General features: G+C 70.0%; 26 protein-coding genes. 13 read left to right on the forward strand and 13 right to left on the reverse strand.

Annotated elements, in window-relative coordinates; translation table 11 throughout:
* The 10 genes from VGW35_00685 to VGW35_00730 all read right to left on the reverse strand — a co-directional run.
* A partial coding sequence (locus VGW35_00685; protein ID HEV8306153.1) for a hypothetical protein occupies positions 1-198 on the reverse strand: 198 nt, incomplete at its 3' end.
* 299 nt (positions 199-497) lie between these two features.
* Entirely contained in the window at positions 498-1703 is a 1206-nt protein-coding gene (locus VGW35_00690) for a glycosyltransferase family 4 protein (GenBank protein HEV8306154.1), read from the reverse strand.
* A 196-nt stretch (positions 1704-1899) separates the two neighbouring features.
* The gene (locus VGW35_00695) at positions 1900-2919 is read right to left on the reverse strand and encodes a glycosyltransferase (GenBank protein HEV8306155.1); all 1020 of its coding nucleotides are present in this window, start codon (positions 2917-2919) and stop codon (positions 1900-1902) included.
* A gap of 142 nt (positions 2920-3061) precedes the next feature.
* On the reverse strand, positions 3062-4963 hold the full coding sequence (asnB, locus tag VGW35_00700) for an asparagine synthase (glutamine-hydrolyzing) (GenBank protein HEV8306156.1): 1902 nt from the start codon (positions 4961-4963) through the stop codon (positions 3062-3064).
* A 327-nt stretch (positions 4964-5290) separates the two neighbouring features.
* Positions 5291-5794, reverse strand: coding sequence for a transcription termination/antitermination NusG family protein (locus VGW35_00705; protein HEV8306157.1), 504 nt, complete (start codon positions 5792-5794; stop codon positions 5291-5293).
* Entirely contained in the window at positions 5787-7280 is a 1494-nt protein-coding gene (locus tag VGW35_00710; GenBank protein ID HEV8306158.1) for an O-antigen ligase family protein, read from the reverse strand. Before VGW35_00710 ends, VGW35_00705 begins: the two co-directional genes overlap by 8 nt.
* The gene (locus tag VGW35_00715; protein ID HEV8306159.1) at positions 7277-8818 is read right to left on the reverse strand and encodes a DnaJ domain-containing protein; all 1542 of its coding nucleotides are present in this window, start codon (positions 8816-8818) and stop codon (positions 7277-7279) included. Before VGW35_00715 ends, VGW35_00710 begins: the two co-directional genes overlap by 4 nt.
* Positions 8815-10179: a hypothetical protein gene (locus VGW35_00720; protein HEV8306160.1), complete on the reverse strand. Its 1365-nt coding sequence runs from the start codon at positions 10177-10179 to the stop codon at positions 8815-8817. Before VGW35_00720 ends, VGW35_00715 begins: the two co-directional genes overlap by 4 nt.
* Entirely contained in the window at positions 10139-12517 is a 2379-nt protein-coding gene (locus VGW35_00725) for a polysaccharide biosynthesis tyrosine autokinase (GenBank protein ID HEV8306161.1), read from the reverse strand. The genes VGW35_00720 and VGW35_00725 overlap by 41 nt, the downstream gene beginning before the upstream one ends.
* A 5-nt stretch (positions 12518-12522) precedes the next feature.
* Positions 12523-13551: a polysaccharide biosynthesis/export family protein gene (locus tag VGW35_00730; GenBank protein ID HEV8306162.1), complete on the reverse strand. Its 1029-nt coding sequence runs from the start codon at positions 13549-13551 to the stop codon at positions 12523-12525.
* Positions 13552-14274: 723 nt separating this feature from the next.
* On the opposite strand from VGW35_00730, the gene VGW35_00735 reads away from it, so the two are divergent.
* The 8 genes from VGW35_00735 to VGW35_00770 all read left to right on the forward strand — a co-directional run bounded on the left by VGW35_00735 (position 14275) and on the right by VGW35_00770 (position 17522).
* On the forward strand, positions 14275-14556 hold the full coding sequence (locus tag VGW35_00735; GenBank protein HEV8306163.1) for a type II toxin-antitoxin system prevent-host-death family antitoxin: 282 nt from the start codon (positions 14275-14277) through the stop codon (positions 14554-14556).
* A complete protein-coding gene (locus tag VGW35_00740; GenBank protein ID HEV8306164.1) occupies positions 14553-14996 on the forward strand; it encodes a type II toxin-antitoxin system VapC family toxin in 444 nt (147 codons plus the stop codon). The genes VGW35_00735 and VGW35_00740 overlap by 4 nt, the downstream gene beginning before the upstream one ends.
* Positions 14993-15634 (forward strand): YdcF family protein, encoded by a 642-nt coding sequence (locus VGW35_00745; protein HEV8306165.1) that lies wholly within the window; start codon positions 14993-14995, stop codon positions 15632-15634. The genes VGW35_00740 and VGW35_00745 overlap by 4 nt, the downstream gene beginning before the upstream one ends.
* Positions 15635-15720: 86 nt before the next feature.
* Positions 15721-16005 (forward strand): AbrB/MazE/SpoVT family DNA-binding domain-containing protein, encoded by a 285-nt coding sequence (locus tag VGW35_00750; GenBank protein HEV8306166.1) that lies wholly within the window; start codon positions 15721-15723, stop codon positions 16003-16005.
* A complete protein-coding gene (locus tag VGW35_00755; GenBank protein ID HEV8306167.1) occupies positions 16002-16439 on the forward strand; it encodes a PIN domain-containing protein in 438 nt (145 codons plus the stop codon). The genes VGW35_00750 and VGW35_00755 overlap by 4 nt, the downstream gene beginning before the upstream one ends.
* 28 nt (positions 16440-16467) lie before the next feature.
* Positions 16468-16818, forward strand: coding sequence for a hypothetical protein (locus tag VGW35_00760; GenBank protein HEV8306168.1), 351 nt, complete (start codon positions 16468-16470; stop codon positions 16816-16818).
* A 49-nt stretch (positions 16819-16867) separates the two neighbouring features.
* The gene (locus tag VGW35_00765; protein ID HEV8306169.1) at positions 16868-17101 is read left to right on the forward strand and encodes a DUF6364 family protein; all 234 of its coding nucleotides are present in this window, start codon (positions 16868-16870) and stop codon (positions 17099-17101) included.
* Positions 17091-17522, forward strand: coding sequence for a PIN domain-containing protein (locus tag VGW35_00770; protein HEV8306170.1), 432 nt, complete (start codon positions 17091-17093; stop codon positions 17520-17522). The genes VGW35_00765 and VGW35_00770 overlap by 11 nt, the downstream gene beginning before the upstream one ends.
* A 304-nt stretch (positions 17523-17826) precedes the next feature.
* Here VGW35_00770 and VGW35_00775 read toward each other — a convergent pair whose 3' ends face one another.
* From VGW35_00775 to VGW35_00785, 3 genes are read right to left on the reverse strand one after another with little or no spacing between them, the layout of a single operon-like run.
* Entirely contained in the window at positions 17827-18900 is a 1074-nt protein-coding gene (locus VGW35_00775) for an alpha/beta fold hydrolase (GenBank protein HEV8306171.1), read from the reverse strand.
* Between the two features lie 3 nt (positions 18901-18903).
* Positions 18904-19356, reverse strand: a complete 453-nt coding sequence (locus tag VGW35_00780) for a hypothetical protein (GenBank protein ID HEV8306172.1) — start codon at positions 19354-19356, stop codon at positions 18904-18906.
* A 57-nt stretch (positions 19357-19413) separates the two neighbouring features.
* Complete coding sequence (locus tag VGW35_00785) at positions 19414-19647, reverse strand: Lrp/AsnC ligand binding domain-containing protein (protein HEV8306173.1); 234 nt, start codon at positions 19645-19647, stop codon at positions 19414-19416.
* 116 nt (positions 19648-19763) lie between these two features.
* On the opposite strand from VGW35_00785, the gene VGW35_00790 reads away from it, so the two are divergent.
* The 5 genes from VGW35_00790 to VGW35_00810 form a co-directional block, all read left to right on the forward strand.
* Positions 19764-20048: a lipid-A-disaccharide synthase N-terminal domain-containing protein gene (locus VGW35_00790; GenBank protein ID HEV8306174.1), complete on the forward strand. Its 285-nt coding sequence runs from the start codon at positions 19764-19766 to the stop codon at positions 20046-20048.
* Between the two features lie 107 nt (positions 20049-20155).
* Entirely contained in the window at positions 20156-21382 is a 1227-nt protein-coding gene (locus VGW35_00795; GenBank protein HEV8306175.1) for an alanine--glyoxylate aminotransferase family protein, read from the forward strand.
* 78 nt (positions 21383-21460) lie between these two features.
* Entirely contained in the window at positions 21461-22444 is a 984-nt protein-coding gene (locus VGW35_00800; protein HEV8306176.1) for an NAD(P)-dependent oxidoreductase, read from the forward strand.
* Entirely contained in the window at positions 22441-23022 is a 582-nt protein-coding gene (locus tag VGW35_00805) for a DUF6125 family protein (GenBank protein HEV8306177.1), read from the forward strand. Before VGW35_00800 ends, VGW35_00805 begins: the two co-directional genes overlap by 4 nt.
* Positions 23023-23139: 117 nt before the next feature.
* Positions 23140-23792: hypothetical protein (locus VGW35_00810; GenBank protein HEV8306178.1), on the forward strand; the 653-nt coding region annotated here is incomplete at its 3' end.

Here is a 23792-nt window from a genome sequence, read left to right on the forward strand (position 1 = left end):
CTCAGGGTTGAGCTCCACGAAGCGCCGCCAGGTGTGGTCGCTGATGCTCAGGAAGAGATCCACCCGGCGCAGGAGCCGGCGCGTGAGCCAATCCGGAGGCCGCCAGGCCTCGATCCCGCTGAGCACCAGGACGACGCGCGCGGCTCTGGCCCGCAGGAGCGGCAGCAGCCGGAGCAGCGACAGATGCCAGACGAGCACGACCCGAGCCGGCCATCTCCGGCCGAGGATGGTGACGAGTGCACCGAGCTTGGATCGGGCGGTAGTGATCTGGCCGTCTGTGGGGGCAGCGCTGGAACGACGGCCGTACTCGAAGGCCATGAGGCGATCAGGCAAACCCTCGTACCGTGCTCGGAGGCCCGCCCACGCCAGCCCGGCCGCGGTCTGTACGCCCCCGGCGGCCGGGTCCAACCCCGGGAACATGCATACCATCTCGGAAAGATGAGAGCGCGATACTGACGCGGAAGCCGCCACCGGACTGGAGGCTGGGGTTACGGGCCTCACGAGGGCGCACCGGCTCGGGCGGGAGTCCCGACTACTGCCCTGTATGCTCGCGCGATCCCCTCAGCCGCCCGTTCGATGGTGTAGCCTCCCACCTTCTCACGGCACTGCGCGCGGACGTCTGCTCGCCCGACGAGCCGCATGGCTCGGCCGAGCGCGGCAGCCAAACTCTTCACTGAGCCGGTATCGAACACTTCACCGGTCGTCCCGGGGTCAATCAGGTCGGGAACGCAACCGACCGCCGCCGATAGCACGCACGGAAGCCCATGCTGGAGCGCCTCGTTCACGACGAGGCCCCATGTTTCCCCCTGCAGACTCGGCAGGACCAGGACGTCGGCCGCGTGATAATACCGGCTGAGCTCGCTTTGGTTGCGGAATCCCAGGAGCCGGACTTCGGTGCGCGGCGTATCCTGGGCCAGCGCTCTGAGAGACTCCCGCATAGGGCCGTCGCCTAGAAAAACCACGATGATGCGCCCGCACACGGACGCACACGATTCCTTCACCGCCCGGAGCAAGAGGTCAGGCCCCTTGCGAGCACTCAACTTCCCGGAAAAAAGAAGTACGGAGTCCCGCTCGTCCACGCCGAGATCAGTGCGTCCGGCCGAGCGAAGCTCGGCACGAGCGGCATCGTTCCACCGAAATGTCGAAGCATCCACACAGTACGGGGAGAATATGAGCTTCTCCTCAGCACAGCCGAGCCGCCTGAAGTGCTCGTACGAGCGCCGGCCCAGATAGAGAAGTCGGGCACATCCACGATAGAAGCGCCGGAGCATCCAGTCTCGCGCGATCCGCTTGGCCAGTCCGCGGCGCCAGGCATGATCCGTTGTCTCTCCCCTGAAGAGCACCGGCACGCCCATGTGCCACGCACAGGACGCAGCGACCCGGTAGAACCGCGGGCTATACCCGACGACTAGGACAGCGCGGGGCCGGATTTCCGCGAGCGCGATTTTCACCCGGCGCGTGGTTCGCCAGTCGGGAAGCGCCTCTTGGCTGTTGCGGAGCCGCGAGGACAGGAAAACCGACCGGTAACCGGAGAGCAGATCGGTATCCCACGTGACGGAGACGCCGAACTCGCTGTCTCGGTAGCCGACCAGGCTTGCATCTGATCCGTACACGGCGGTCACTTGGAGACCGAACCGGTGCTCTAGGGCGCGATACACTGGGGCGCGATACTGGACCGGGTGGGTGTCGATAACAGCCAGCATCAGCTGCGCCCGCGCCCGAATCCCTCCGCATTCCACAGAGCGGCCTCCGCGAGGGTCGCCGAGAGCCGCTGGTGCCATGCATCCGTCAGACGAGCCGCGAACCGCCGCTCCCGCTGATTCTCGGCTGTGTCCTCCTTTGTGACCCTCGGGCTCCGATACGAGACTGACGCCGCGACTGCCCTCCGGCAGCCCCGAGTCATCGGATGGTGCTCGAACCTGACCGGCCCTTCATCGACGCGAAGTGGCCGTTCAGGCTTTCGAGAGCCTCGATCATCCGGCGGGCGACGATCTCGGGTCTTCCAACCTCTTCGTAGGTGCGTCGTCCCTCACGGGCCAGCCGTTCGCGCAGTGCCGAATCACGCTTCAACAGAAGGATCGCCTCGGCGAGCGCCATCGGATCGCCGGCCGGAACGAGCAAGGCGTTTTGTTTGTGGGTCAGAATCCTTCGGACAGCGGGCGTGTCCGCCGTGATCACCGGCACGCCGACACCCAACGAGTCGTAGATCTTGCAGGGGATAACGCGTTCCGTCTTCGGCGTCGTCCCAAAAACGCCGAGCGCGACGCGCCTCTGGCTTAAGAGGCGCAGATATTCCGGATAGGGCACTGGCGGCTTGAAAACCACCTGCCGGCCGTGAGACAGCCGCTCAGTATTCGAGCGTTCCTCGCCGTCGCCGAACAATTCGACGACCACCTCCGGCTCGGATTCGAGGTAGTCAGCCGCCTTCACGATTACATCCGTGCCGTGGAGCGGCAGGAAGCTTCCCGCAAACATGACTCGGAATAGTCCTCCGAAGGCCGGCGGCGGGGGCGCGAGCATGCCCACGTCCGCACCCACTTGAACACTCATGACCTTGCTCTTCGGCAGTCGAAATTGCTCGCAGAAGTAAGTCGCGTGTTCTTCGGTATCCAGCAGCACGACATCGGCGAGCTTGCCACTGATTCGATCCACCAGCCGCGCATAGACATCTCCGAGGCCGCTCAGAAAACCCTTCCGGGATTTTTCCCTCCGCGTCTCGAAAACGGAAACAAAAGCATCGAAAGCCAGCGGCTTTCCCGTCATGCGCGAGAGGAGCCAGGCGAGGGGGACATACTTGTGACCGCAGGAGCCAACCACGACGAGCTCCACCTGGTCGCGCACGCGCCAAAACTGCCGAACGAGTGACCAGACGCGAAACGGTTTCATCGGATGGCGTGATTGACATTCGACCACCTTCACGCCGCGCTTGGCCAAGCCCGACAGGATGACACGATTCCGCGGGTGTCTCGGATCGTAACCCCCGAAGTAGCAGAGAGGCATCAGGGTTCCCCGGCTTTGAGCTCGACGCGGCTCCAACACTGACGCCTGCGGTTGGACCTGCTCATGACACGCGCGCCGCCGTCGCGTCTCGCCAGCCGCCGAGGGCGGCGAGCGCCCAGGGCCGCGACCAGTGGAGGCGGCCGGCATCGTAGGCTCGCCAGACCTGGGCGACCACGTCGGGGCGCAGCAAGCCGCCGGTCTCACGCTGCCATTCGAGGCAGACCCCGCGAAGCTCCCCGCGAAGCCAGCGCTCGAACGGGAAGACGAAGCCCTGCTTCGGCCGCCGCGCGCGCACCGTCGGCGGCAAGAGGTCCCCGACCGCCCGGACCAGCAAGGCCTTGGGCCGCCCACCCTCGCGCTTGACCGACCCCGGCAGGCGCAGCACCGCCTCCACCAGGCGGTGATCGAGCAACGGGACGCGTACCTCCAGGCTGTGCGCCATGCTCATGACGTCGGTGTCGCGGAGGAGCTGGTGGAGCGTGTACCCGCTGAGCTCGGCGCGGCTCACCCACGAGAACCAGTCGGCGCCGTGTCCGTTGACGTCCATCTCGGACACGATCCGTCCGGCGGGATCCCCGACCGCAGCCGCCTCCCAGAGCTCAGGGCCGACCAGCATCCGCACCTCGGCCGGCGGAAAGAGGCCACGGCATGCGAGGTAGGCACTGGCCGGGGTCGCCGGGCGCTCGAGGGCATCCGCCACCTTGGCCCAGCGCCCCGGGCCGCCGAGCCACCGCAGCCCGGCCCGGGCGACCGGCGCCGCCGCCGGCACGCTCTGGGCGACGCGCAGCGCCCGGAGGAGACCGGGCACGCCGGCGAAGGTGTTGGGATAGCCACCGAACAGCTCGTCCCCCCCGAGTCCGGAGAGCGCGACGGTGAGTCCGGCCTGCCGCGCGGTCTCGGCGACGAAGTACGTGTTGACGCCGTCCACCGTGGGCTGGTCCATCGTGCGCAGGATCCGATCGAGCGCGCCCGCAACCTCGCCCCCGGTGACGATCCGCTCCGTGTGTTCGGTCCCGACCGCGGACGCGACCGCGCGCGCGTAGACGGTCTCGCTGTATCCGGCCTCCTCGAAGACCATGGAGCAGGTGCGGATGGGACCGCCGGTGACCGCCCGCATGAGCGTGACGACCGCGCTCGAGTCGAGGCCGCCGCTCAGGAACGCGCCCAGTGGCACGTCGCTCACCAGGTGGCAGCGCACCGCGTCCTCGAGGAGCGACCGGACCTCGCCAACCGCCGCCGCGGAGCTCGGAGGGGCCACCACGTCCGTCGGGAAGGTCCAGTACCGGTGCGGCTTCGGCGCGGCCGCCGGCCCGGCGATGTCCAGGCTCAGCGTGCACCCGGGCTCAAGCGCATGGACGCCGTTGTAGATCGTCAGCGGACCCGGCACCGAGCCGAGCAACAGGTAGCCCACGAGCCCGGCCGGGCTCACCGTGCGCCCGACCAGCCCCGAGACCTGCAGGGCCCCGAGCTCGGAGGCGAACACGAAGGCCTCGGGCGTGACCGAGTAATAGAGGGGCTTGATCCCGAGCCGGTCCCGCGCGAGGAAGAGACGGCGCTGGCGTCCGTCGTAGATGGCGAAGGCGAACATCCCGCGCAGCCGGTGCACCACGGAAAGCCCCCAGGCCTCGTACCCGCGCAGGATCGCCTCGGTGTCGCCCGTCGAGCGGAAGCGATGCCCGAGCGCCGTGAGCTCTGCCCGCAGCTCGGCCGCGTTGTACACCTCGCCGTTGTGGGTGATGCACGCAGTCCCGTCGTGATTCCGCATCGGCATGTGGCCGTTCGGCGAGCAATCGACGATCGCGAGCCGGCGGTTGACGAGCCCGACCCGGCCGTCGTCCGACAGCCAGAGGCCCTCGTCGTCGGGCCCCCGGTGCCTCATGGCGGTGGCCATCGCGGCAAGCCGCTCCCGCGTGTCCTGAAGCTCGCGGTCAGGCCGAACGACCAGTCCTGCGATGCCACACACCCCGCGTCACCACCTCCCGTCGAATCCCCGAGACCGTGCCGCGCCGCCGCTGGGCACAGCTCCGCTCTTTGACTTACAGGCCTCGACATGCGTCGGGGCCCGGCAAGCCCTCCCAAGCCAGGGTGAGCCCCGACTCGGGTCAGTCCGAAAGAACCCGCGGCGTCCCCACCCGGCTCAGACGCCGTGAAATCCGCGGGGCGTGGCTCTCGCGCTCACACTTGACCGCCCCGCCACCGCGTGTGCCGCTCCGAGCGCGGGCTTTTGCCCGCGCAACCTCCCCTGGGGTGAGGGACCGGAGGGGGGCGCAGCCCCCCCTCCGACTACGACTCAGACCGGGGCGACGTCCGCCGCGTCGATCTCCAGCCACACGCCCTGCCGGATCAGGTCGACCTGGAGCACCAGGCGGGCGGAGCGCTCCTTCCGGACGAGCCGCCCCCGCACCCCCATCAGCGGCCCGCGGACGACCTCGACCGCCATCCCCTCGTCCAGGAACGGGCACGGGTCATAGCGGAGCGGGCCGTTCACCAGCGTGCGGATCGCCTCCAGCTCTGCGGGCGCCACCGGCTCGATCGTCCCGTTGCTGCCCAGGACCTCGACGACCCCGCGGGTCGTCAGGACGCGGAGCTTCTCGGTGGAGGCGAACCGCGCGAAGCAGTACCCCGGGAACAGCGGGGTGGCGATCTGCTTGCGCCGGTCCTTCCAGCGGCTCCACCGAACCCAGAGAGGAAGGAACGGCTCGACGCCGCGGGCGGTCAACTCGTCGCGGACCACTAGTTCGTGGCGCGACCGGGTCCGCACGGCGTACCAGTGGGCGCCGTTCGCGTCAGGCATCGGACAGGGCCCCGCGCCGATCGGCGAGATCCAGCTCGGTGCCGCGCGTCGATCGGCCGTGGTGGATCAGGTCTCCGGCTCGCAACCCCATCGCTAGCCCCATCGCCAGGTAGAGCTGGTTCGACAGGATCGGCAGGTTGTAGTTGCCGATCCCCTGCACCACCGTCCCGATCAGGGCGACCGTGCCGGCCAGCGCCATGTTGCGGACCCAGGGGCTCGGGGCTCGGCGATACCGCCTGAGGAGCGCCCACACGAGGCTGGCGGCCGTCGCCAGGGCGAGCCCCAGTCCCGCCACGCCGGTGTCCGTCAAGAGCTGGACCCAGTCGCTCTCGGCGTGGCCGAAGGCGACCGGGGCCTCGATGGTTCGCATGCGCGGGTAGGCCTCCCCGAAGGTCGCGAACCCCGTCCCGAGGATGGGCGCCAGGCGCCACAAGCCGAGCGCGTCCCCCCAGATGTGCACCCGGGCGCTCGCCTCCGCGTGTCCGATCTCTTCGGCGAGCCGCTCGATCGTCCCGTAGAGGATATCCCAACTGATCCAGACCGCCGCCAAGATGATGAGCACCGTGGCGATGGCGACCCGGGTCGCGCGTCCCTGACCGCGCAGCGCCCGGACCCCCAGACCGATCATGCAGAGCAAGCCGGCCAGCAGGCTCACCGCGCCGCCCCGCGACCCGCTGACGAGGGTGGCTCCCCCCATGAGGAGGACCAGGAAGGCGATCAAGCGCGCGGGACCCGTCTCGGGCGCGTTCCAGCGGCGCAGCTGATCCAGCCAGCCTCGGACGATCGGGGGCCGGTCCGATGGGCGGCGATCGCCGAGGATCATGGCCAGGGCCATGGGCACGATGACGATCATCAAGCCGGCGAAGTGCGTCCGGTTGACGAAGGGGCCGAATGCCGAGTCCGGCGCCGTGGGCCCGATCCAGTAGAGTCGTCCCGTCCAGGTGGCGCGCTGGACGATGGCAAAGATCGACACGAGGGTGCCCATGACGACCATGGTCCACAGGGCGCGCTGCGCCTGTCCCCGCGTCCGGACCGTGTTGTAGAGAAGCAGGAAAAAGACGGCGAGGCCGAGGAGCTTGAGCCATTCACGCCAGGTCTCGTGGGGATCCAGCGACAGCGGAACCGCGCCGAGCGCGGCGCCCGCGTACGCCGCGACCTCCCGATGAAGATTCGCCGCGAGCGGCGAGAGGAGCTCGACCACGGGGCGCGGCAGGGGCACCAGCTGGAACAGGACGAGCATCAGAAAGAGGGCGCCGGGCACGACGCTCGGAGGCGGGGCCACCCGAAGCGCTCCCTGGCGCACCATGCTCAGCACCCACGCCGCGGCCATCCCGAGGATGACCAGCTCGGCGAGCGCCTCTCCCCAGGGCGTCACGGTGCCGTAGACGAGCGGCGTGACGATCAGCAGGAAGAGGGCGCCGCCTTCGACGACTCGGTCGGACCAGGGCGGAGACCGGCGGACGCGCGCGTGCGGGGATCGGCTCATTGCGGCACCAGCTGATAGTCGATGCCGACGATCCGCAGCACGCCACCCTCGGATCGCACCGTCCAGCGGATCGGCCCACTGACATCCATGGCTTGACCGGCGGTGCCGGCTCGTTGTCGGGCCCGGATCCGGAACTGTCCCTGGACGACGACGTCGCCGGTTCCCGGCATGCGCTGAACGTTCAGCTCGGTGATCTCGTAGCTGATCCGCTCGAGGGCCGCCAGGTTCCGGGCGTAGAGCTGCTCCAGGGCGGTCCGGCCGATCACGTTGCGCTCGCGCGGCTCGGCTCCGAGGAGCTCCATCAGCGCCGGCAGATCCTTCCGCTCGTACGCGCCGCGAAACGCCTCGACGAGCGCCAGCGGGCCTTCATGGAAACCACCCCGAACCGCCGCAGCGGTCGAGGGCACCGCCGACGGCGCGGCGGCCGTAACGGGAGCATCGGAATGGGCGGCGCCTGGGGAGCGCGCGGGAGGCGCCGTCGCCCCGGGTGACGATGCCGGCGACGCCTCGCTAGGGGCCGGCGGCCGGGAGGGCGCACGGGCGATGGGCTCGCTCACCCGAGGCGGAAGGACGACGAGCGGGGCCGTGGCGGGAGCGCGGGCCGCGGGCTCGGGGGCCGGCAGGCTTGGCGGGGGAGGCGGTGGCGGGACCTGCCCGGCGTACGCCATGTGCCCCGCCGAAGTCTCACCCGGCCCCTCGCTCGCCTGGCTCGCCGCGTGCGGAAGCGCGGGCACCACGGGCGTGGGGGCGGCGGGAGCCGGACTCCCGGGGTCACGCCTCGCGAGCGAGCCCGGAGGCTCGGTCTGGGAGGCCGGCGGGATCGGACGCGGCCCGGCACTGCGAGGCGCCTCCGGACGCACACCAAGGCTTCCGGGCGCGCTCCACGTATCGAGGAGCCGCGGCGACGGGGGAGCCGGCGCGACGGGGAGCGGGCTCGGCGGGACGTGCAGGTACGCCCAGACCACCGCGATACCCCCGACCAGGATGCCGGCCGGCGCCCAGCGCCACCGGGAGCGCTCCGCCGGTCGCGGCTGCGGGACCGACGGCACGGCCTCCGGTCGAGGCGCTTCCCCGACCTCGGGCTCGAGCTGGGCGTCGTACGCCCGTCGCCGCTCCGGGTCCTTCAGTGTCTGGTAGGCCTCGATGAGCCGCCGCGCCTGGTCGTCCAGCCAGTCGTGCTCGCCGCCTACGTGGTCAGGGTGGTAAAGCTGGATGAGCGACGCCCAGCGCGCGCGGATTTCCGGCGTCGTGGCCGTCGCCGGGACGCCGAGCACCTCGTAGTGAGTCCCCGCCTCCGGCACCACCAGGCAGGCGAGCAGGAACCGCGTGCGCCGGACCAGTTCCTCCACGGGCAGCGTCCGCTCGGCGGCCACGGCCTCGAGCAGGCCGAGGTGCGCCGAGCGCTCGCCCCGAGCCAGCTCGGCCAGGAGGGCTCGAAAGCCCTCGTCCGTCGTCGGCAGCGCGTCGGTCGGCGGCAAGACCGGGTACGTCGCGAGCAGCGTGAGCAGCCGGCGGATCTCCTCGGGGTCGGGCGTCATGCTCCGGCCCCTTCCGCCGGCACGAGCCGCACGTCGTCGAGCCACACCTTGCCGGCCAGCGAGTCTTCCGGATCGCGCGGGGGATCACATCGGACGCGCACCTGGACGAGGCTCACCCCGGCCGGGATCTGGACACGGGACTCGAGGCGGACCCAGTCGGACGTGGTCCCCGAGACGCCCTCCGTCTCGGCGAGGACGCGGCCGCCGTCGGTCGTGAGGACCTGCAGCTTCAGGCCCGACCGGGTCACGAGACCCGACGCCTTGGCCAGCGCGCGCAGCCGATAGATCCGGCCGGGTTCGACGGCCACGGTCTGCCAGACGCCCGCGAAGTCGCTGCCGCGCACGCGGGTGAACATGAGGCGCAACGACTGCCGTCCCTCGGCCGCCTGGCCCCCGTCGAGACCGACCCGGACGCCCGGAACCTCGAGGACCTGCCAGTCGAAACCCCAGCCGAGCAGCGCCCGGGCCTCGAACCCTCCGTTCCACATGGCGTCGCCCGCGGGCGCGGCATACCCGTCGGAAACGACGTCACGCCAGATGGCCCGGGCCGCCGCCCCCCGACCCGTGCGCAGGAGCAGCTCGACGTACTGCCGCCGGAGGTGCTCGGGGATCGGAGGCGCCAGACCGACGCGGCGCTCCCACGTGAGCTGCGCTAGGCGGGCGTCCTGGTGTCCCAGCGCGACCTCCAGGAGGTCCGTGAGCGGCTGCGCCTTGGCCGGCACCAGCGCCGTGAGGGACTCCTCGGGACGCAACAGTCGGCGGGCCAGGTCGAAGGCCGTGCTCCGGCGGTTGGGATCGGCGATGAGCACGTAGGCGAGGTGCCCGAGAGCGAGGTCTCGCTCGCCCCACTCGAGGGCCAGCAGCGCGGCCTCCCACCGGAGGTTGACGTCATGGGGACTGAGGAGGACGGCGAGGTCGAGGGCGCGGCGGGCTCGCGCCCGGTCACCGGCCAGGCTATCCAGACGAGCGAGCCCGAGCCAGGTGAACGCGTGGGCGGGCCGACGCCGCAGCGCGGTCTCGAGGTGACGGCGCGCCCGGTCGAGCCCCGCCGCGTCGCCCAGCGCCAGATACTCGGCGGCCAGACGCTGATGAAGGTGGGCGTCGCCGGGGTCCCAGGCGAGGGCCTGTTCGAGCCGGGCCGCATTCGCCCGCACATCGGCCACCGCGCTCGCGATGACGGGGCCGGCGATGGTCTTCGCCATCCACCCGGCGCCGACCACGACGAGCACCCAGAGGAGGACCCGCGCCGCCCGGGAATCGACGCGGACCAGCAGGACGGGGACCGCCTCGGAACGTGGCTCGGCTCGGGAGCCCAGCGCCTCAGCGCCCCGATTCGGAGCCGCGCGGGCCTCCGTAACCATACCCGTAACCGTAGTAGCCGTAGTAGCCGTAATAGCCGGCGCCACGCCCGTCCGCGTCGTTCAGGATCACGCCCAGGACCCGCGCGCGCACCGAGGTGAGGAGGTGGAGCGCGCGGCGCGCCGCATCGCGGCTGGCCCGCCCGTGGCGCAGCACGAGCACGACGCCCTCGAGGCGGGGTGAGAGGATGAGCGCGTCGCTGACCCCGAACAGCGGCGGCGTGTCGAACACGATGTGCGCGAAGCGCTCCTGAAGGACCTCGATCGCGCGGCTCAAGCGCCCGGAGGCCAGCAGCTCGGCGGGATTGGTCGGGGTCCGTCCGGCGGGGATCACGTGAAGGTTCGGGATCCGGGTCGACTTGACGACGGCCGGCAGCTCCACCTGGCCGGTGAGGAACGTGGAGAGCCCCGGCGCCTTGGGGACGCCGAAGATCTCGTGGAGATCGGGGCGGCGCATGTCCCCGTCGATGAGGAGGATCTCGCCCTTTCCGAGCTGGGCGAGCGTGATCGCGAGATTCGACGCCAGCGAGGTTTTCCCGTCCTCGGTCTGGAGCGACGTCACCATGAACGCCTTGGGCGGATGCTCGGGCGCCGAGTAGAGCAGGCTGGTCCGGACGTTCCGGAACGCTTCCGCGATGACGGAGCCCATGTGGGTGTGGGCCACGAGGGCGAAGGACGACTCCTCGTCTCCGTCCTTGGCCGCCGCGAGCCGCCGGCGCCGCTTGCTGTCCACCGCGGTCCGGGAGGGGACCAGCCCGAGCGTCGGGACCCGCAGGGTCGTCTCGACCTCCCGGGTGTCCTTGATGTTGGTGTCGAGGTACTCGAAGAAGAAGGCGAGCCCGATCCCGCCCATGAGCCCCACCATGATGGAGAGGAGCAAGGTCCGGCGGGCCCGAGGCTCCGACGGCCCCATCGGAACCTCCGCCCGGTCGACGATGGTGATGGGCGACGTCGACGTCACCAGCGCCGACGAGATCCCGACTTCCTTGAGCCGTGTCAGCATGGTCTGGTAGTGCTCGTGGCTCGTGTCGACGTCGCGGCGCAGCAGGGTGTACTGCGTCATTTGGGCGCCGAGCCGGCGCGCCACCTCGCGGTGCCCGTCGACCTCCTTCTGGAGAGCCTGCTCCTTGCGCAGCGCGGCCCGGTAGTCCGATTCGAGGGCCTCCATCGCCCGGCCGACCTCGGCCCGAATCTGGCGGCGCACCTCGGTGATGTTCTGCTCCATCCGCTGCATGCGCGGATACTCGGGCTTGAACATCTGGCTGAGCTTGCGGTACTCGCCCTCCAGGTTCGCCAGCTCCTCCTTCAGCTTGGCGATGTGGCTGCTTCCCAGGACCGCCGGCACCGAGTCGGCGTCCTGGCTCAGGGCCTGGGCGACGACGCTCTCCTTGGCGATCCGGTCGGCGCGCGTCTGGTAGAGCGCGCTGGAGAGATCGACCAGCTCCTTGGTGACGAAGTCCAGTCGCTCCCCGCCGCCCTTCTCGGAGCCGGAGCCCGGAGTGACGATGAGATCGTGTTCGGCGAGGAACTGGTTCAGCTTGGCGTCGGCCTCCTCGAGCTTCCGGCGCGCGGCCTCGATCTGGTCCGTCAGGAATCGCGTCGCGTACCGGGAGGCCTCGAGCTTGTGGTCGAGGTTGTAGGTGATGAAGGCTTCGGCGAGCGTGTTGGCGGCGCGCGCGGCGAGATCCGGGTAGAAGCTGCGGAAGGAGATCTGCACCAGCCGCGTCCCGCGCACCGGCGCCACCGACAGGCGGCCCAGGAACGCATCGGTGAGCGGGGACGGGAGCACGAGGTCGTCACCCAGCGCCGGCGCCGGCGGGGGCGGCACCGGGATCCAGCGGACCAGCTGCGTCCGCGTCCAGGCCTGGGCCTCGGAGATCCAGCTCGCGTGGCCGTTCGAGGACTGGAACTCCGGGTGCTGCTCGAGCTTGAGCAGCCCGACGACCCGGGCAGCCAGCGTCCGGCTCTGGAGGATGCTGTGCTGGGTCTGGTAGTAGTCCACCTGGGAATCGGCCTTGAGGACCTCCTCGAACTTGACGACCCGGAACTCTTCCTTCTCGATCCGCAGCGTCGCCGTCGCGACGAAGACCGGACGCTGAGTATAGGTGTAGACCGTCCCGACGATGACGGCGACGAGGAAGAACGTGATGACGGTCCACTTGTGTCGGACGAGGACGCGCCAGTAGTCCCAGAAGTGCGTCTCCGGCTGGTCCTCCGCCGAGACGGCATAGATGCGGCTGGGGTCCGGGCGGGCCAGGTCGCCGGGGCCGGCGGTCGGCCGGAGCGCGTCCTCCGGCCCGCCGGGGGGAAGGCTGCGCCGGTCGGAGGGCGGGTCAGCCACGGATCTCAGAGCCCCCGGCTCACGCCGACGCCGACGCTGAAGATCCGCTGGAAGAAGCCCAGGACGCCGTACCCGAAGGCCTTCCCGCCCGACTTGCCGACCAGGATCACGTCGCTCTTCTGGATCTCCGGCGGCCGCTCGCCCTCCTGGATCTTCACCATGTCGTACTGGTGGATCTCCTGCTTTCCGCCCGGCAGCGTGCGGTAGATGCGGACGTCCGACCAGTCGGCGACGTCCCTCAGCCCGCCGGCGACGATGATCGCCTGATCGAGCGTCGTGCGCGGCTTGAGCAGGAACGTCCCGGGCTTCTCGACCTCACCACCGACGTAAAACGACCCGGCCGGCGGGACGGTGACCACGTCCCCGGGCTGCAGCGGGACGTTCAGGTCCTCGTTGCCCTTGGCGAGCTCGTCCAGGTCGATCGTCACCATGACCTGCTCGAGCCCGCCGGGTGCACGCGACGGACGCGCGGGACGCTTGTCGTCCTTGGCCGGACGCTTCTCGTCCTTGGCCGGACGCTTGTCGTCTTGGAGAGTGGCGAGGGTCCCCACGGGCACCCGCCGCGTGAGGTACACCTGGTGATCGGCGTTTTCGGTGAGGCCTTCGGCCATGGCCAGCGCGTCGGCGAGCCGGATGGGCCCCGTGAAGGTGAAGACTCCGCCCTTCCTCACGGCGCCGAGGACGGAGATGCGCTGCCCCTTCTGCTCCACGACCGACACCGACACCTGGGGGTCGTGCATGTACTTCTGCTGGAGGCGACGAGCAATCTCCTGCTGGACCTGGACCGCCGTCTGGCCCACGATCTGGATCGTGCCGAGCAGCGGAAACGTGATGCTCCCGTTGAGCGGGACCCGCACCTGAAGCTTGGACAGCTCGGGCACCTCGAAGACCGAGACCTCGATGAGATCGCCGGGTCCCAGGGGGAGATCCTGCAAGTCCACCGGCGCGGAGGTGAAGCTCAGGAGGCGGGCGTTGAGCTGGTTCGTGCCGGGATCGGTCGAGATGGGCCCGCCGCCGACGGGAGTCAGCGGCATTCTGGGTCCACCCGCGACGCCGGCGTTGGCCGGTGTCCCCGGTCCGGGAGCGGAGGGCCCGGGCCCGAAGGTGGGGCGGGGAGAGACTCCGCCGCAGGCCGACAGCGAGATTCCCACCACCGCGATCGCGGCAAAGCCGAAGCCTCGCCCGACCCTGCCCTTCACGACTGCAACCTCCCGGTCACGAACGGAGCGAGGCTCGCCTATTGAGGGGGCGCGGAAATCGCGGCGACCCACAGGACTCGCGCGGCTCGACCGACGCCCATCCACCCTCCCTCAACACCTGCTAGCGCGTTTCGCCTCGATATCTCGCTTCGTGGGACGACGTGGTTGAGACACCCTACGGGGAACACATGTCATGTGTCAAGGGAAAAATGCCTAGATATTCGCGAAGACACGCGCAGGCTGTCGGGCATTCCACCCGTGAGTGACACCTCGTCGCGCTCGCTCCCGCTGCACCCGACCAGGAGGGGTGCCAAGGCGCCGTCGGACATCGAGATCTCCTCGGTCTGGTCGCCCGGGTCACAGGCGACGACCTGCCCGAGGCCCAACCTTCACCGGAGTCGAGGTCGATCTCGGCGGCGGAGTCGGGGCCGCGGCGCCGCCCGGCACGCCGCCGAGGAAGAATCGCGCGGCTTGAAGGGCAAGGCGAGCGGGAGCCTACTGGGCATCTTGACCCAAATACCGCGCGTAGCTACAGTAGCTACGAAGGAGGGGTCACGAATGAGTACCGTGGGGGTCCGGGATCTCAAGAATCGACTCACCCAGTACCTGCGGCGCACTCGGCAGGGTGAGGAAGTCGTCATCACCGACCGCGGGCGTCCAATCGCGGTGATCCAGCCCATCCAGTCGGCCATGAGGCTCGCCAGCCGTGACGCGCGGCTCGCCAGGCTCGCCGCCCGGGGTCTGCTCACGCTTCCCGCACGCACGCCGCTCAAGTCGGTCAGGCCCGTCCGGGTATCAGGCTTGCCCATGTCACAGGCCATCCTCGAAGATCGGCGTTGAACTATCTCGACACCAGTGCCCTGATCAAGCGATTCGTGTCGGAACAGGGCTCGCGCATGGTGCAAACCCTCGTAACCCGGGAAGGCCCGATCGCGACGGCCAAGATCGCGTACGCCGAGGTCTACGCGGGTCTCGCGCGAAAGCGCCGGGAAGGTCATTTGGCGCCGAGCCAGTACGCCCGAGTCACATCCCAGTTCGAGCGCGACTGGCTCGCATATGTACGCATCGATCTCCACGACGAGGTGCTCCGGATCGCCCGGGACCTCGTCCAGCGGCATCCCTTGAAGGGGTTCGATGCGATCCATCTTGCGTCAGCCCTGAGTCTTGGACGGGGCCTCGAGGAGGAGGTCAGTTTCGTCGCCGCCGACGAACGCCTTCTGCGCGCGGCCGAAGCGGAGGGGCTGCGTCCCTTTGACGTCGCGCGACCGCCGGCCTCGTGAGTCGGCTCCCCCACCGGCGCTGGACACGCCTCTGTCAGGGTCTGGGCGCCGCCGGCGTCGGGCTCCTGCTGGCCTCGGCATTCACGCCGCTGCCGACCGTCCTCGGTCGCGCGCTGGGCGGCGACAGTCCCCAGCTCGAGCCGGCCGAGGCGATCGTGGTGCTGGGGACCGAGCTCCGCCCCGACGGCACCCTCACCAACACCTCGCTCCGTCGCACCATCCATGGCATCCTCCTGTTCCGGCAGGGCCTCGCGCCGATCCTGGTCTTCCTGGGGCCGCCCCGCGCCGGCGGGCGCCGAGCCGAAGCGGAGGTGCGCGCCGAGCTCGCCCGCGAGCTCGGTGTCGCCCGGGAGGCCGTGCTGACCGACGCCCAGGCGTGGACGACCCGGGAGGAAGCGGAGCGCGTATGGGCACTCCTCGGGCCGCGGAGTCTTCGGAGGATCCTCCTGGTGACCGAGGCCCAGCACATCCCGCGGGCCCGCGCCGTCTTCGAGCGCGCCGGCTTCACGGTACTGGCGGCCCCGGCCGACGGGCTCGGCATCATCGGACCCGATCCGGAGGCGCGCCTCCGCCTGATGCGGGACGTCCTGGAGGAGTGGCTCGCGCGCCTCTACTATCGAGCTGCGGGCTACCTCTGAATCACACCCTTGTGACCTGCAGTCGCCGGCTGGTATCCTGATTTGTGGAAATTCACATTTTCATTAAGTCGGGCCTGAGGTGATGGATGCCGGGAAAGAAGCTCTCCGCGAAACTCGTGCGCCCTCTTCCAAGGGGACAGATCACGCTCCCGGTCGAGTTCAGGCGACGCCTGAAGATCGACGCCGACACGATCCTCAACGTCACCCTGAAGGGTGACCGCATCGAGATCATTCCTCTCCGAGCTGTTCCCCGGGGTGTGACCCTGCGCGAATATGCGGAAGACGACATCGCGCGCTTCCTCAAGGAGGACCGCCTCGATTCAGCCACGGCGGCGAAGGTCCGCCGCCTGTTGGGTCGTAAGCCGGGGTGAGGGCCGGGCCACGTCTCTTCCTGGATGCCAGCGTGTGGATTGCTGCCGCCGGGTCTCCGACCGGCGCTTCGAGCCTCGTGCTCGCCCTCTGCCGTCACCGGCACGCTAGCGCGACCAGCAGTCAACTGGTCCTCAGCGAAGCTGAACGGAACCTCGCGCGAAAACTCGGGCGGAACGCCTTGCTGCGGTTCTACCAGGAAATCGCGACCCTCGACCTCGAAGTGGTCGATCCTCCGATCTTAGAAGAAATCGCCACCCAGGCCCGGATCATCGATGCCAAGGACGCCCATGTCCTGGCCGCGGCCCTGAAAGGACAGGTGGACGTGCTGCTGACGCTGGACAGGAGACACTTCTTCGCCCCATCGGTCCTCGAGGCGCGTTTGCGGTTTCAGATCCTGACGCCCGGTGACTTCCTCCGGGACCTGATCCGGTAGGGAAGCGCGGCCTGAACGAGTCCGGGGCATGAAGCCTGCGTTTCTGCTGCTGCTGGTGGGGCTCACGTCGGCCGCCGCCTACCTCGCCGGCGTCCGCGCCTTCGGGCTGGCCGGGCGCCGGCTCGGCCCGGCGCTGAGCCGGGTGCTCGAGTGCGCCGGGCTGACGCTCGTGTTCTTCGGCGCAAACGTCGCCCTCGGGGTCGGCGCGATCCTGGCGGCCCGCGCCCTGACCGGCGTGTTCGTGTCACTCTACCTCGCCCACGACCTGGTGCTGCTCGTCCTTTCCCTCTTTCAGGCGCTCGTCTTCACCTGGTGGCGGGCGCCAAGTCCCGGACAAAAGGAGCGGGCCCAGGGGGGAGGCGCGATTGACCACACGTGACCTACGTGTTACACGTAGTTTCGTGTAGCCACAGTCAAAGCGGACGGGTATGAAGCAGAACATTACGCTAAGCCTGGAGAGAGAGCTCCTCCGGAAAGCCAAGGTGTTGGCCGCCCGGAAGGGGACATCCGTGAGTGGGCTTTTAGCCCAGTACCTCGAACGCGTGCTCAAGGAGGAGAGTGCCTACGAGCGGGCGCGTAAGGACGCCCTCGCGGTTCTGGCTCGCGGCTTCCACCTCGGCGGAAAAATCCTGACCAGCCGCGAGGAGTGGCATGCCCGATAGGGTTTTCATCGACACGAACGTGCTGATCTACGCTCACGATGTAGACGCGCTCCGCAAGCACGAAATCGCGTCGGAGATTCTGCGGGAGCTCTGGTCGACGCGCCGAGGGGTTCTCAGCACGCAGGTGCTCCAGGAGTTCTACGTCAACGTGACTCAGAAGATTCCCGCTCCCCTCCCACGCAGCCTCGCGAGGCAGATCGTGCGCCAGTATTTCGTCTGGCACGTCGAGCTTCTGCCCCCCGCCCTCATCCTCAAGGCCTCGGACATCGAGGAACGCCATCAGCTCTCGTTCTGGGACGCCCTCATTCTGAGCGCGGCCGCCGAGGCCGGTGCCACCAAGCTCCTGACGGAAGACCTCAATCCAGGCCAAACCATCGAGGGCGTCCTGATCGAGAACCCTTTCACCCCGGTTCCCGGGTAGCTCTCTTTTCCCCTCGAGCCTGAAGTTCACCCGGGAGGTCGTGGGTCGGGCAGCAGCCGGCAGCTCGCCCCGAGCGCGCGATGCGTCGAGCAGCGCTCCGAGCGGCGGCTGTGCCGCCGCAACCGAGGGGGGCATCGGGGGGTCTCGGAAGATCCCCCGAAATGACCTGGGAGCCTGTCGGAGGAATCAGCAGCGGATGGCGCCGATCACCGAATGCGTCGAGTAGCGTCCGAGCGGCGGCTTTGCCGCCGCAACCCCTTGGGGGTGGGCCTGGGAGGGGGCCGTCGAGGCCCCCTCCCATGATCTAGGTGCCCTTGCGAACCGTGATGGCCCAGAGGGTGGCGCCCACCTGCTCCACGCCGAGCACGACATGCCCGGCCCCGGTCAGGCTGCGGGGCACGTCCGCCGCGGAAGTTTCGTTCCCGACCACGACCCGCAGGAGCTGGCCGGGCGCGAGCGGCTCGAGCGCGAGCTTCGACTTGAGGAAGGTGTAGGGGCACACTTCGGTCCGGAGGTCGAGCTCGGCGTCCGCTTCCCCCCTCTCCCTTCCAGGGAGAGGGATGGGATACCGCCCGGGCTCGCGCAGGAACGCCAGCAGCGTCTCGTTGAACGGCTCGGGAGCGTCCAGGTTCACGAAGTGACTCGCGCCCGGCACCATCCAGAGCCGCGCTCCCGGGATCGTGCGGGCCATGAAGCCGGAAGTCTGGACGCACGCCTCGTCGTGCTCACCGTACACCACGAGGGTCGGCACGCGCAGCGCCGCCAGCCGCTCCCGGAGCGCGTAGATGGGGGGCCGCGTCGCGAGCGCGTGGAGCGCGGTCAGCCCGATTCCATGGGGCGGCTGAGCCAGGATGAACTCCCGGAGCTGGGCGGCCTCGCGGGCCCCCCGCTCGGCGAAGCCGGCGAAGACGGCCCACCCGAGCGCCGCCTGGAAGAACGCCTCCATGCCATGCCGGGCCGCCTCGGCATACTCCGCGCAGCGCGCGCGGAAGCCGTCGGGGTCCTCGGATCCCGCGCCGGTGTCGCACGGGATCAGCGCCCGCACGCTTTCCGGGTGGGCGAGCGCGAGGTTCAGGGCGATGTTCCCGCCCATCGACAGCCCGCAGACGGCCGCCGGCTGCGCCCCGAGCTGGGTGAGGAGGCCGTGGGCGTCCGCGACCGAGAGCGTCTGGGAGTAAGCGGTGGGGGCGGTCGGCGCCTCCGAGCGCCCGAACCCCCGGCAGTCGTAGCTGATCACGCGGAAGTGCCGCGCGAAGAAGGCCACCTGGGGCGCCCACATCCTCATCCCCACCGGAAAGGCGTGGATCAGGAGCAGAGGGGCGCCCCGGCCGGCCTCTTCGTAGTAGAGCGAAACCCCGTTGACGCGCGCGGTGGGCATCGGTCAGTCGTCCCGCTCCGGCGCCAGGAGCGCATCGGCGGCGGCCTTCAGGAGCAGGAACAGGCTCCCCTTCACCTCCGCCTCGTGGGCCGCGGCATCGCCGGTCGCCGGGTAGAAGGTGCCGATCAGATAGGGGATCAGATGTGGCTGCGGAAACTCGCCGCTCCGCGCCAGGAAGCGCTCGTCGGCGCCGTCCCAGCGCTCCAGCCACTCGACCGTCGCCTCGTACGCGCGCCCCACTCGCTCCCGCGAGACCGTTGGCAGCGGGGCCTCGCGGTGCGCCTCGATCACCTTGGCGAGGAGGAACAGGAGTCCCAGCGCGACCTTCCGGACTCCGACGTCGAACTCGTCGGTAACCGACTCCGCCAGCGCGATCAAGTGCGGCTGTCGATCGATGAACGTTCGCGCCTCGGCCCGCGAGCGCTCCGGCTCGTAAGCGCTGAGCGTCTGCCACACGTCCCCGACCAGCTCGACGTCGAGCTCCCGCGGCGGCGTGATATGCTTCCTCGGGCCTTAAAGCTCGGCCGCCACCAGCGTCTCGGTGGCCTGCACCCCGTGGATTCCACGGATCTGACCGACCACGAGCCGGGTCAGCGCGGACAGGGTCTTGGCCTCGGCATGCACGACCGCGTCCCATCCGCCGAAGACGAGCGTGAGGTCGACGACGCCGGGAACGCTGCGGATCTGGGTCAGCGCGTCGGCCTCGAGCCCGGGCAAGAGACGGAGGAGGATGTACCCTGTGACCATGTGTCGTGTCGCCTCCATGGAAGGTCGGGGTATCGAGCGTTGGGCGCATTCTAGCACCGTGACGGAGAACCCCGGAAGCCGGCCCGGGGGCCCCGCGGGGACGGAGAGGTAGCGGCATGGAGTCGAAGGCGTGGCTCGTCGTCGGCTTCCTCGGGCAGGCCTGCTTCTCGGCGCGCTTCCTCGCGCAGTGGATCGCCTCCGAGCGACGCCGCCAGAGCGTGGTCCCGATCCACTTCTGGTACTTCAGCGTGGCGGGCGGTCTGATCCTGCTGGCCTACGCCCTCCACCGGATGGATCCCGTCTTCATCCTCGGTCAGGCCGCCGGCCTCATCGTCTACGGCCGCAACCTCTATCTGATCGCCCGTCAGCGCCAGGTCCCGCCGGCCCCGCTCGGCGGCTGAGCATTCGCGCCGCGGCGCACTTCCGATGGCGAACGGTCGGCGACTGCCTTAGAATAGGTCGCGTTGCCCTCGGCCGCTTCGCCGCTCCTCCGCGAAAGGAGACATGTGTGAGTCAGCAGCACTGGATGCGTGGACTCGACCGTCCCATTCTCATGATCCCCGGTCCCACCGAGGTCCCCTGGCGTGTGATCCGTGCCATGGCGCAGCCCGCCATGATCCAGTACGAGCCGCCGTTCGACGAGGAAATCCTCGAGCCCGCCTGTCTCGATCTCCGCCAGGTCTTTCAGACGACCGGCGAGGTGATCGCCCTGCCGGGCTCCGGCCGCACGGGCCTCGAGGCCGCGGCGCTGTCGCTGGTCGAGCCCGGTGACCGCGTCGTGGTCGTCGTCGCCGGCGTATTCGGGGCGCTGATGCAGGAGATCATGGAGCGCGCCGGCGCCACGGTGACGCCGTTCACCGTCGAGTGGGGCCGCGCGCTCGACCTCGAAGCGCTCGAGCGCGCGGTGGGACAGGTGCGGCCGCGGATCCTGTCGCTCGTCCACAACGAGACGTCGACGGGCCTGACCTATCCGGCGGCCGCGGTGGGCGAGGTGGCGCGACGCCACGGCGCGCTCTACCTCCTCGACACGGTCTCGTCGCTGGCCGGCCTCGACGTCCAGACGGACTCCTGGGGCGTGGACATCAACATGACAGGATCCCAGAAGTGTCTGGCCATGCCGCTCGGCCTGGCCGTCGTCTCGGTCTCCCCGCGGGCCTTCGAGGCGATGGAGCGGCGGAGCCGCCGGTCCTCGAGCTATGCCTACGACCTGATGCGCTGGAAGCGCCAGTGGGTCCCGGCCTCTCGCGGGGGCGGGGTGCCGGAAGGCGGGCGGCGCCACCAGCCGATCTCGATGCCGACGCACCTGATCCAGGCTCTCCGGGAGACGACCAAGATGATCCTGGAGGAGGGAATGCCGCACCGGATCCGGCGGCACCGCATCGCGGGGAAAGCCTTCCGGGCGGGACTCGCCGCGCTCAAGCTCGACCTCTTCGGCGACCTGGCGCTGGCCTCCGACACCGTCTCGTGCTTCCGGATGCCTCCGGGAATCGGGGCGGCGGCCGCGGTCCGGCGGATGCGGGACGCCTACGGCATCCTCGTCTCCACCGGCATCGGCGCGGATCCGCTGCGGCAGGGCGCGCTCCGCGTCGGCACCATGGGTCTCACCGCGAGCCCGCTCTACGTGCTGCCGACGCTCTCGGCCCTCGGCATGGCGCTTCGAGACCTCGGCTACAAGGCCGACACCGGAGAGGGGCTCGCCGCGGCCCAGGGCGTGTTCGACGCCGAGTCGCCGTAGCGGGTCCACTGCACCGTGGGCCTCACACCCCCGAATGGGGAAGCAGCGGGGGGGAGTGGTTCGAACTCCCTCCCGACCTTGAAGATTGCCGTCCCTGACGACTTCCCGCCGGCGCTGACGGGCTCGACGGCGGAGGCGCGGCTCCGGGCGCTGGGCCAGGTCACCGTCTATACCGAGCGCGGCGCCGATCAGGAGGCGGAGTTGATCCGCCGGATCGGCGACGCCGAGGTCGCCGTCAACATTCGCGCTCACGCGCGCTTCACCGACCGCGTGATCGCCGGCTGCTCGCGCCTCCGCCTCATCTCGATCTGGGGCACCGGCGTCGACAACGTCGACCTCGAGGCCTGCCGGCGGCGTGGGGTGGCCGTCACGAACACGCCCGGCGTCAACGCCGACGCCGTCGCCGAGCACACCATCGCGTTGATGCTCGCCGCGATGCGCCGGCTGCCGGCCCTCGACCGGGAGGTCCGGGGCGGCCAGTGGCCGCGGGGCCTCCTCTTCCAGGCACGCGGCAAGACGCTCGGCCTCCTGGGGCTCGGCGCCATCGGGAGCCGGGTGGCCGCGATGGCCGGGGCGCTGGGGATGACCGTGCTGGCCTGGACCCTTCGCCCCGACGACGGACGGGCCGCGGCGGCCGGGGCTCGCGCCGTTCCTCTCGAAGCCCTCCTGCGAGAGGCGGACGTCGTGAGCTTGCACCTCCGCCTCACGGCCGAGACGCGCGGCTTCCTCGGCCCCGATCGGCTCGGCCTCATGAAGCCGACGGCCTTCCTGGTCAACACCGCCCGGGGCGCCCTCGTCGACAAGGACGCCCTCGTCCGGGCGCTCCGCGAGGGGCGCCTGGCGGGGGCCGGACTCGACGTCTTCCACGAGGAGCCGGTTGCGCCCGACGATCCGGTGCTGACCCTGCCCACCGTGGTCCTGACGCCGCACAACGCCGGGATGACCCGGGAGGTGATCGAGGGCGGCCTGCACCGGGCAGTCGAGAACATCGAGAATTTCCTGCGGGGCGCGCCGACCGACATCGTGGTCGCCCCGTCTCCCCGCGCTGACGCGTCCCGATGACTGAGCCGCGCGGGTACCCGTTCGGGCTCGACGCCGACAGGCTGATCGACCTCGTCTCCACGTGCTGGCGGAGCCACGACGGCCAGTGGTTCCTGAAGGTCGCCGCGCGCGTCGGGCTCGAGGAGGCGATGCGGCTCAACGAGCGCGCCATCGCGAGCCTGGCCCGGATCGAGCTCAGGGAGTTCAAGCGCGTGACCGGCACCGAGTCCCTCGACACCATCGATGAGGTCGCCGACTGGTACCGCCTCTCCTGGTACATCTTCGGCGGGCTGGAGCGACCCCAACGCCGTCTGAGCGTGGTGGACGCCGACACCCTCGTCGTGGAAAACGCCCAGTGCTTCGGCGAGCCCATAGCCGAGCGGAGTGGCTACGGCCACCTGCGCCCGGGCGAGTACCCCCCGTGCCTCGGCTGGCTCGAGCGCCAGCGAGCCTGGGGAGACGCGCTGAGCCGCCGGTATCGGTTCACGGTCGACCGGGAGCCGGGCGAGGGCCGTCCCTGCCGCTACGTCGTGCGCCGTTCGGCAGCCCACTCCGCTCCCTCTCCCTTCCAGGGAGAGGGTTGGGGTGAGGGTGGATAGCGGCGCGTGGTTTCCCCCCTCACCCTGACTCTCTCCCCCGATGGGGGAGAGGGGAACAGGAGCAGACGCGCTTCGGATATTCGCCGGTTAGGGCTAGAATCACAGCGAGGCCTCGTCATGCGCTGGCGCCTCGCCCTCCTCCTCGCCGTTCTTTTCGTCGTCCTTCCCGCGACCGGACTGGCCCAGGACTGGAGCGGCGCGTCCCTCCGCTCGGCCCCTGTCCTCCAGCTTCCGCCGGGATACCGGGTCGACGTCGTCGGTGCCGGCTTTGCCCTCCCCCAGGACCTCGCCGTCGACCCCCCGGATGGGCTCTGGGTCCTGACCCAGGGCGGCCGCGCAGGCGGGGTGGCGGGGGCGCTGGCCCGGCTCCCGCTCACGGGCCCGTTCCCGGTCGAGGCGGCCACCCTCCCGGCGATCCCGATCCCCTTCTCATCCGACCCCGCGCGATTCCGCGCGGGAAGCCTCGCCCGTCACCCGAGGACGGGCGCGCTCTACGTCGCCGAGCGGCTCGGCCGCCACATCGTCCGGGTGACGCCGCGAGAAGGCGCGATCCTGTACGCGCGAGGGCTGAATCTCCTGGCCGACACGCGCAGCCTGGCGTTCGACGGCGAGGGCCGCCTGCTCGTCCTCGACTACGTCGGGCGGAGCGCGGTGGCCGACGCGCGCGCCGGGACGCCGCGAGAGCTGTTCGGCGACGCTGAGCGCGATCAAGGACCCGTGCTGTACCGGCTCCAGGTCGATGAGCCGCTCCCGTTGCCCCGGAACCTGGA

The sequence above is a fragment of the Candidatus Methylomirabilota bacterium genome, assembly GCA_036005065.1.
Lineage (GTDB): Bacteria > Methylomirabilota > Methylomirabilia > Rokubacteriales > DASRDR01 > DASYQW01.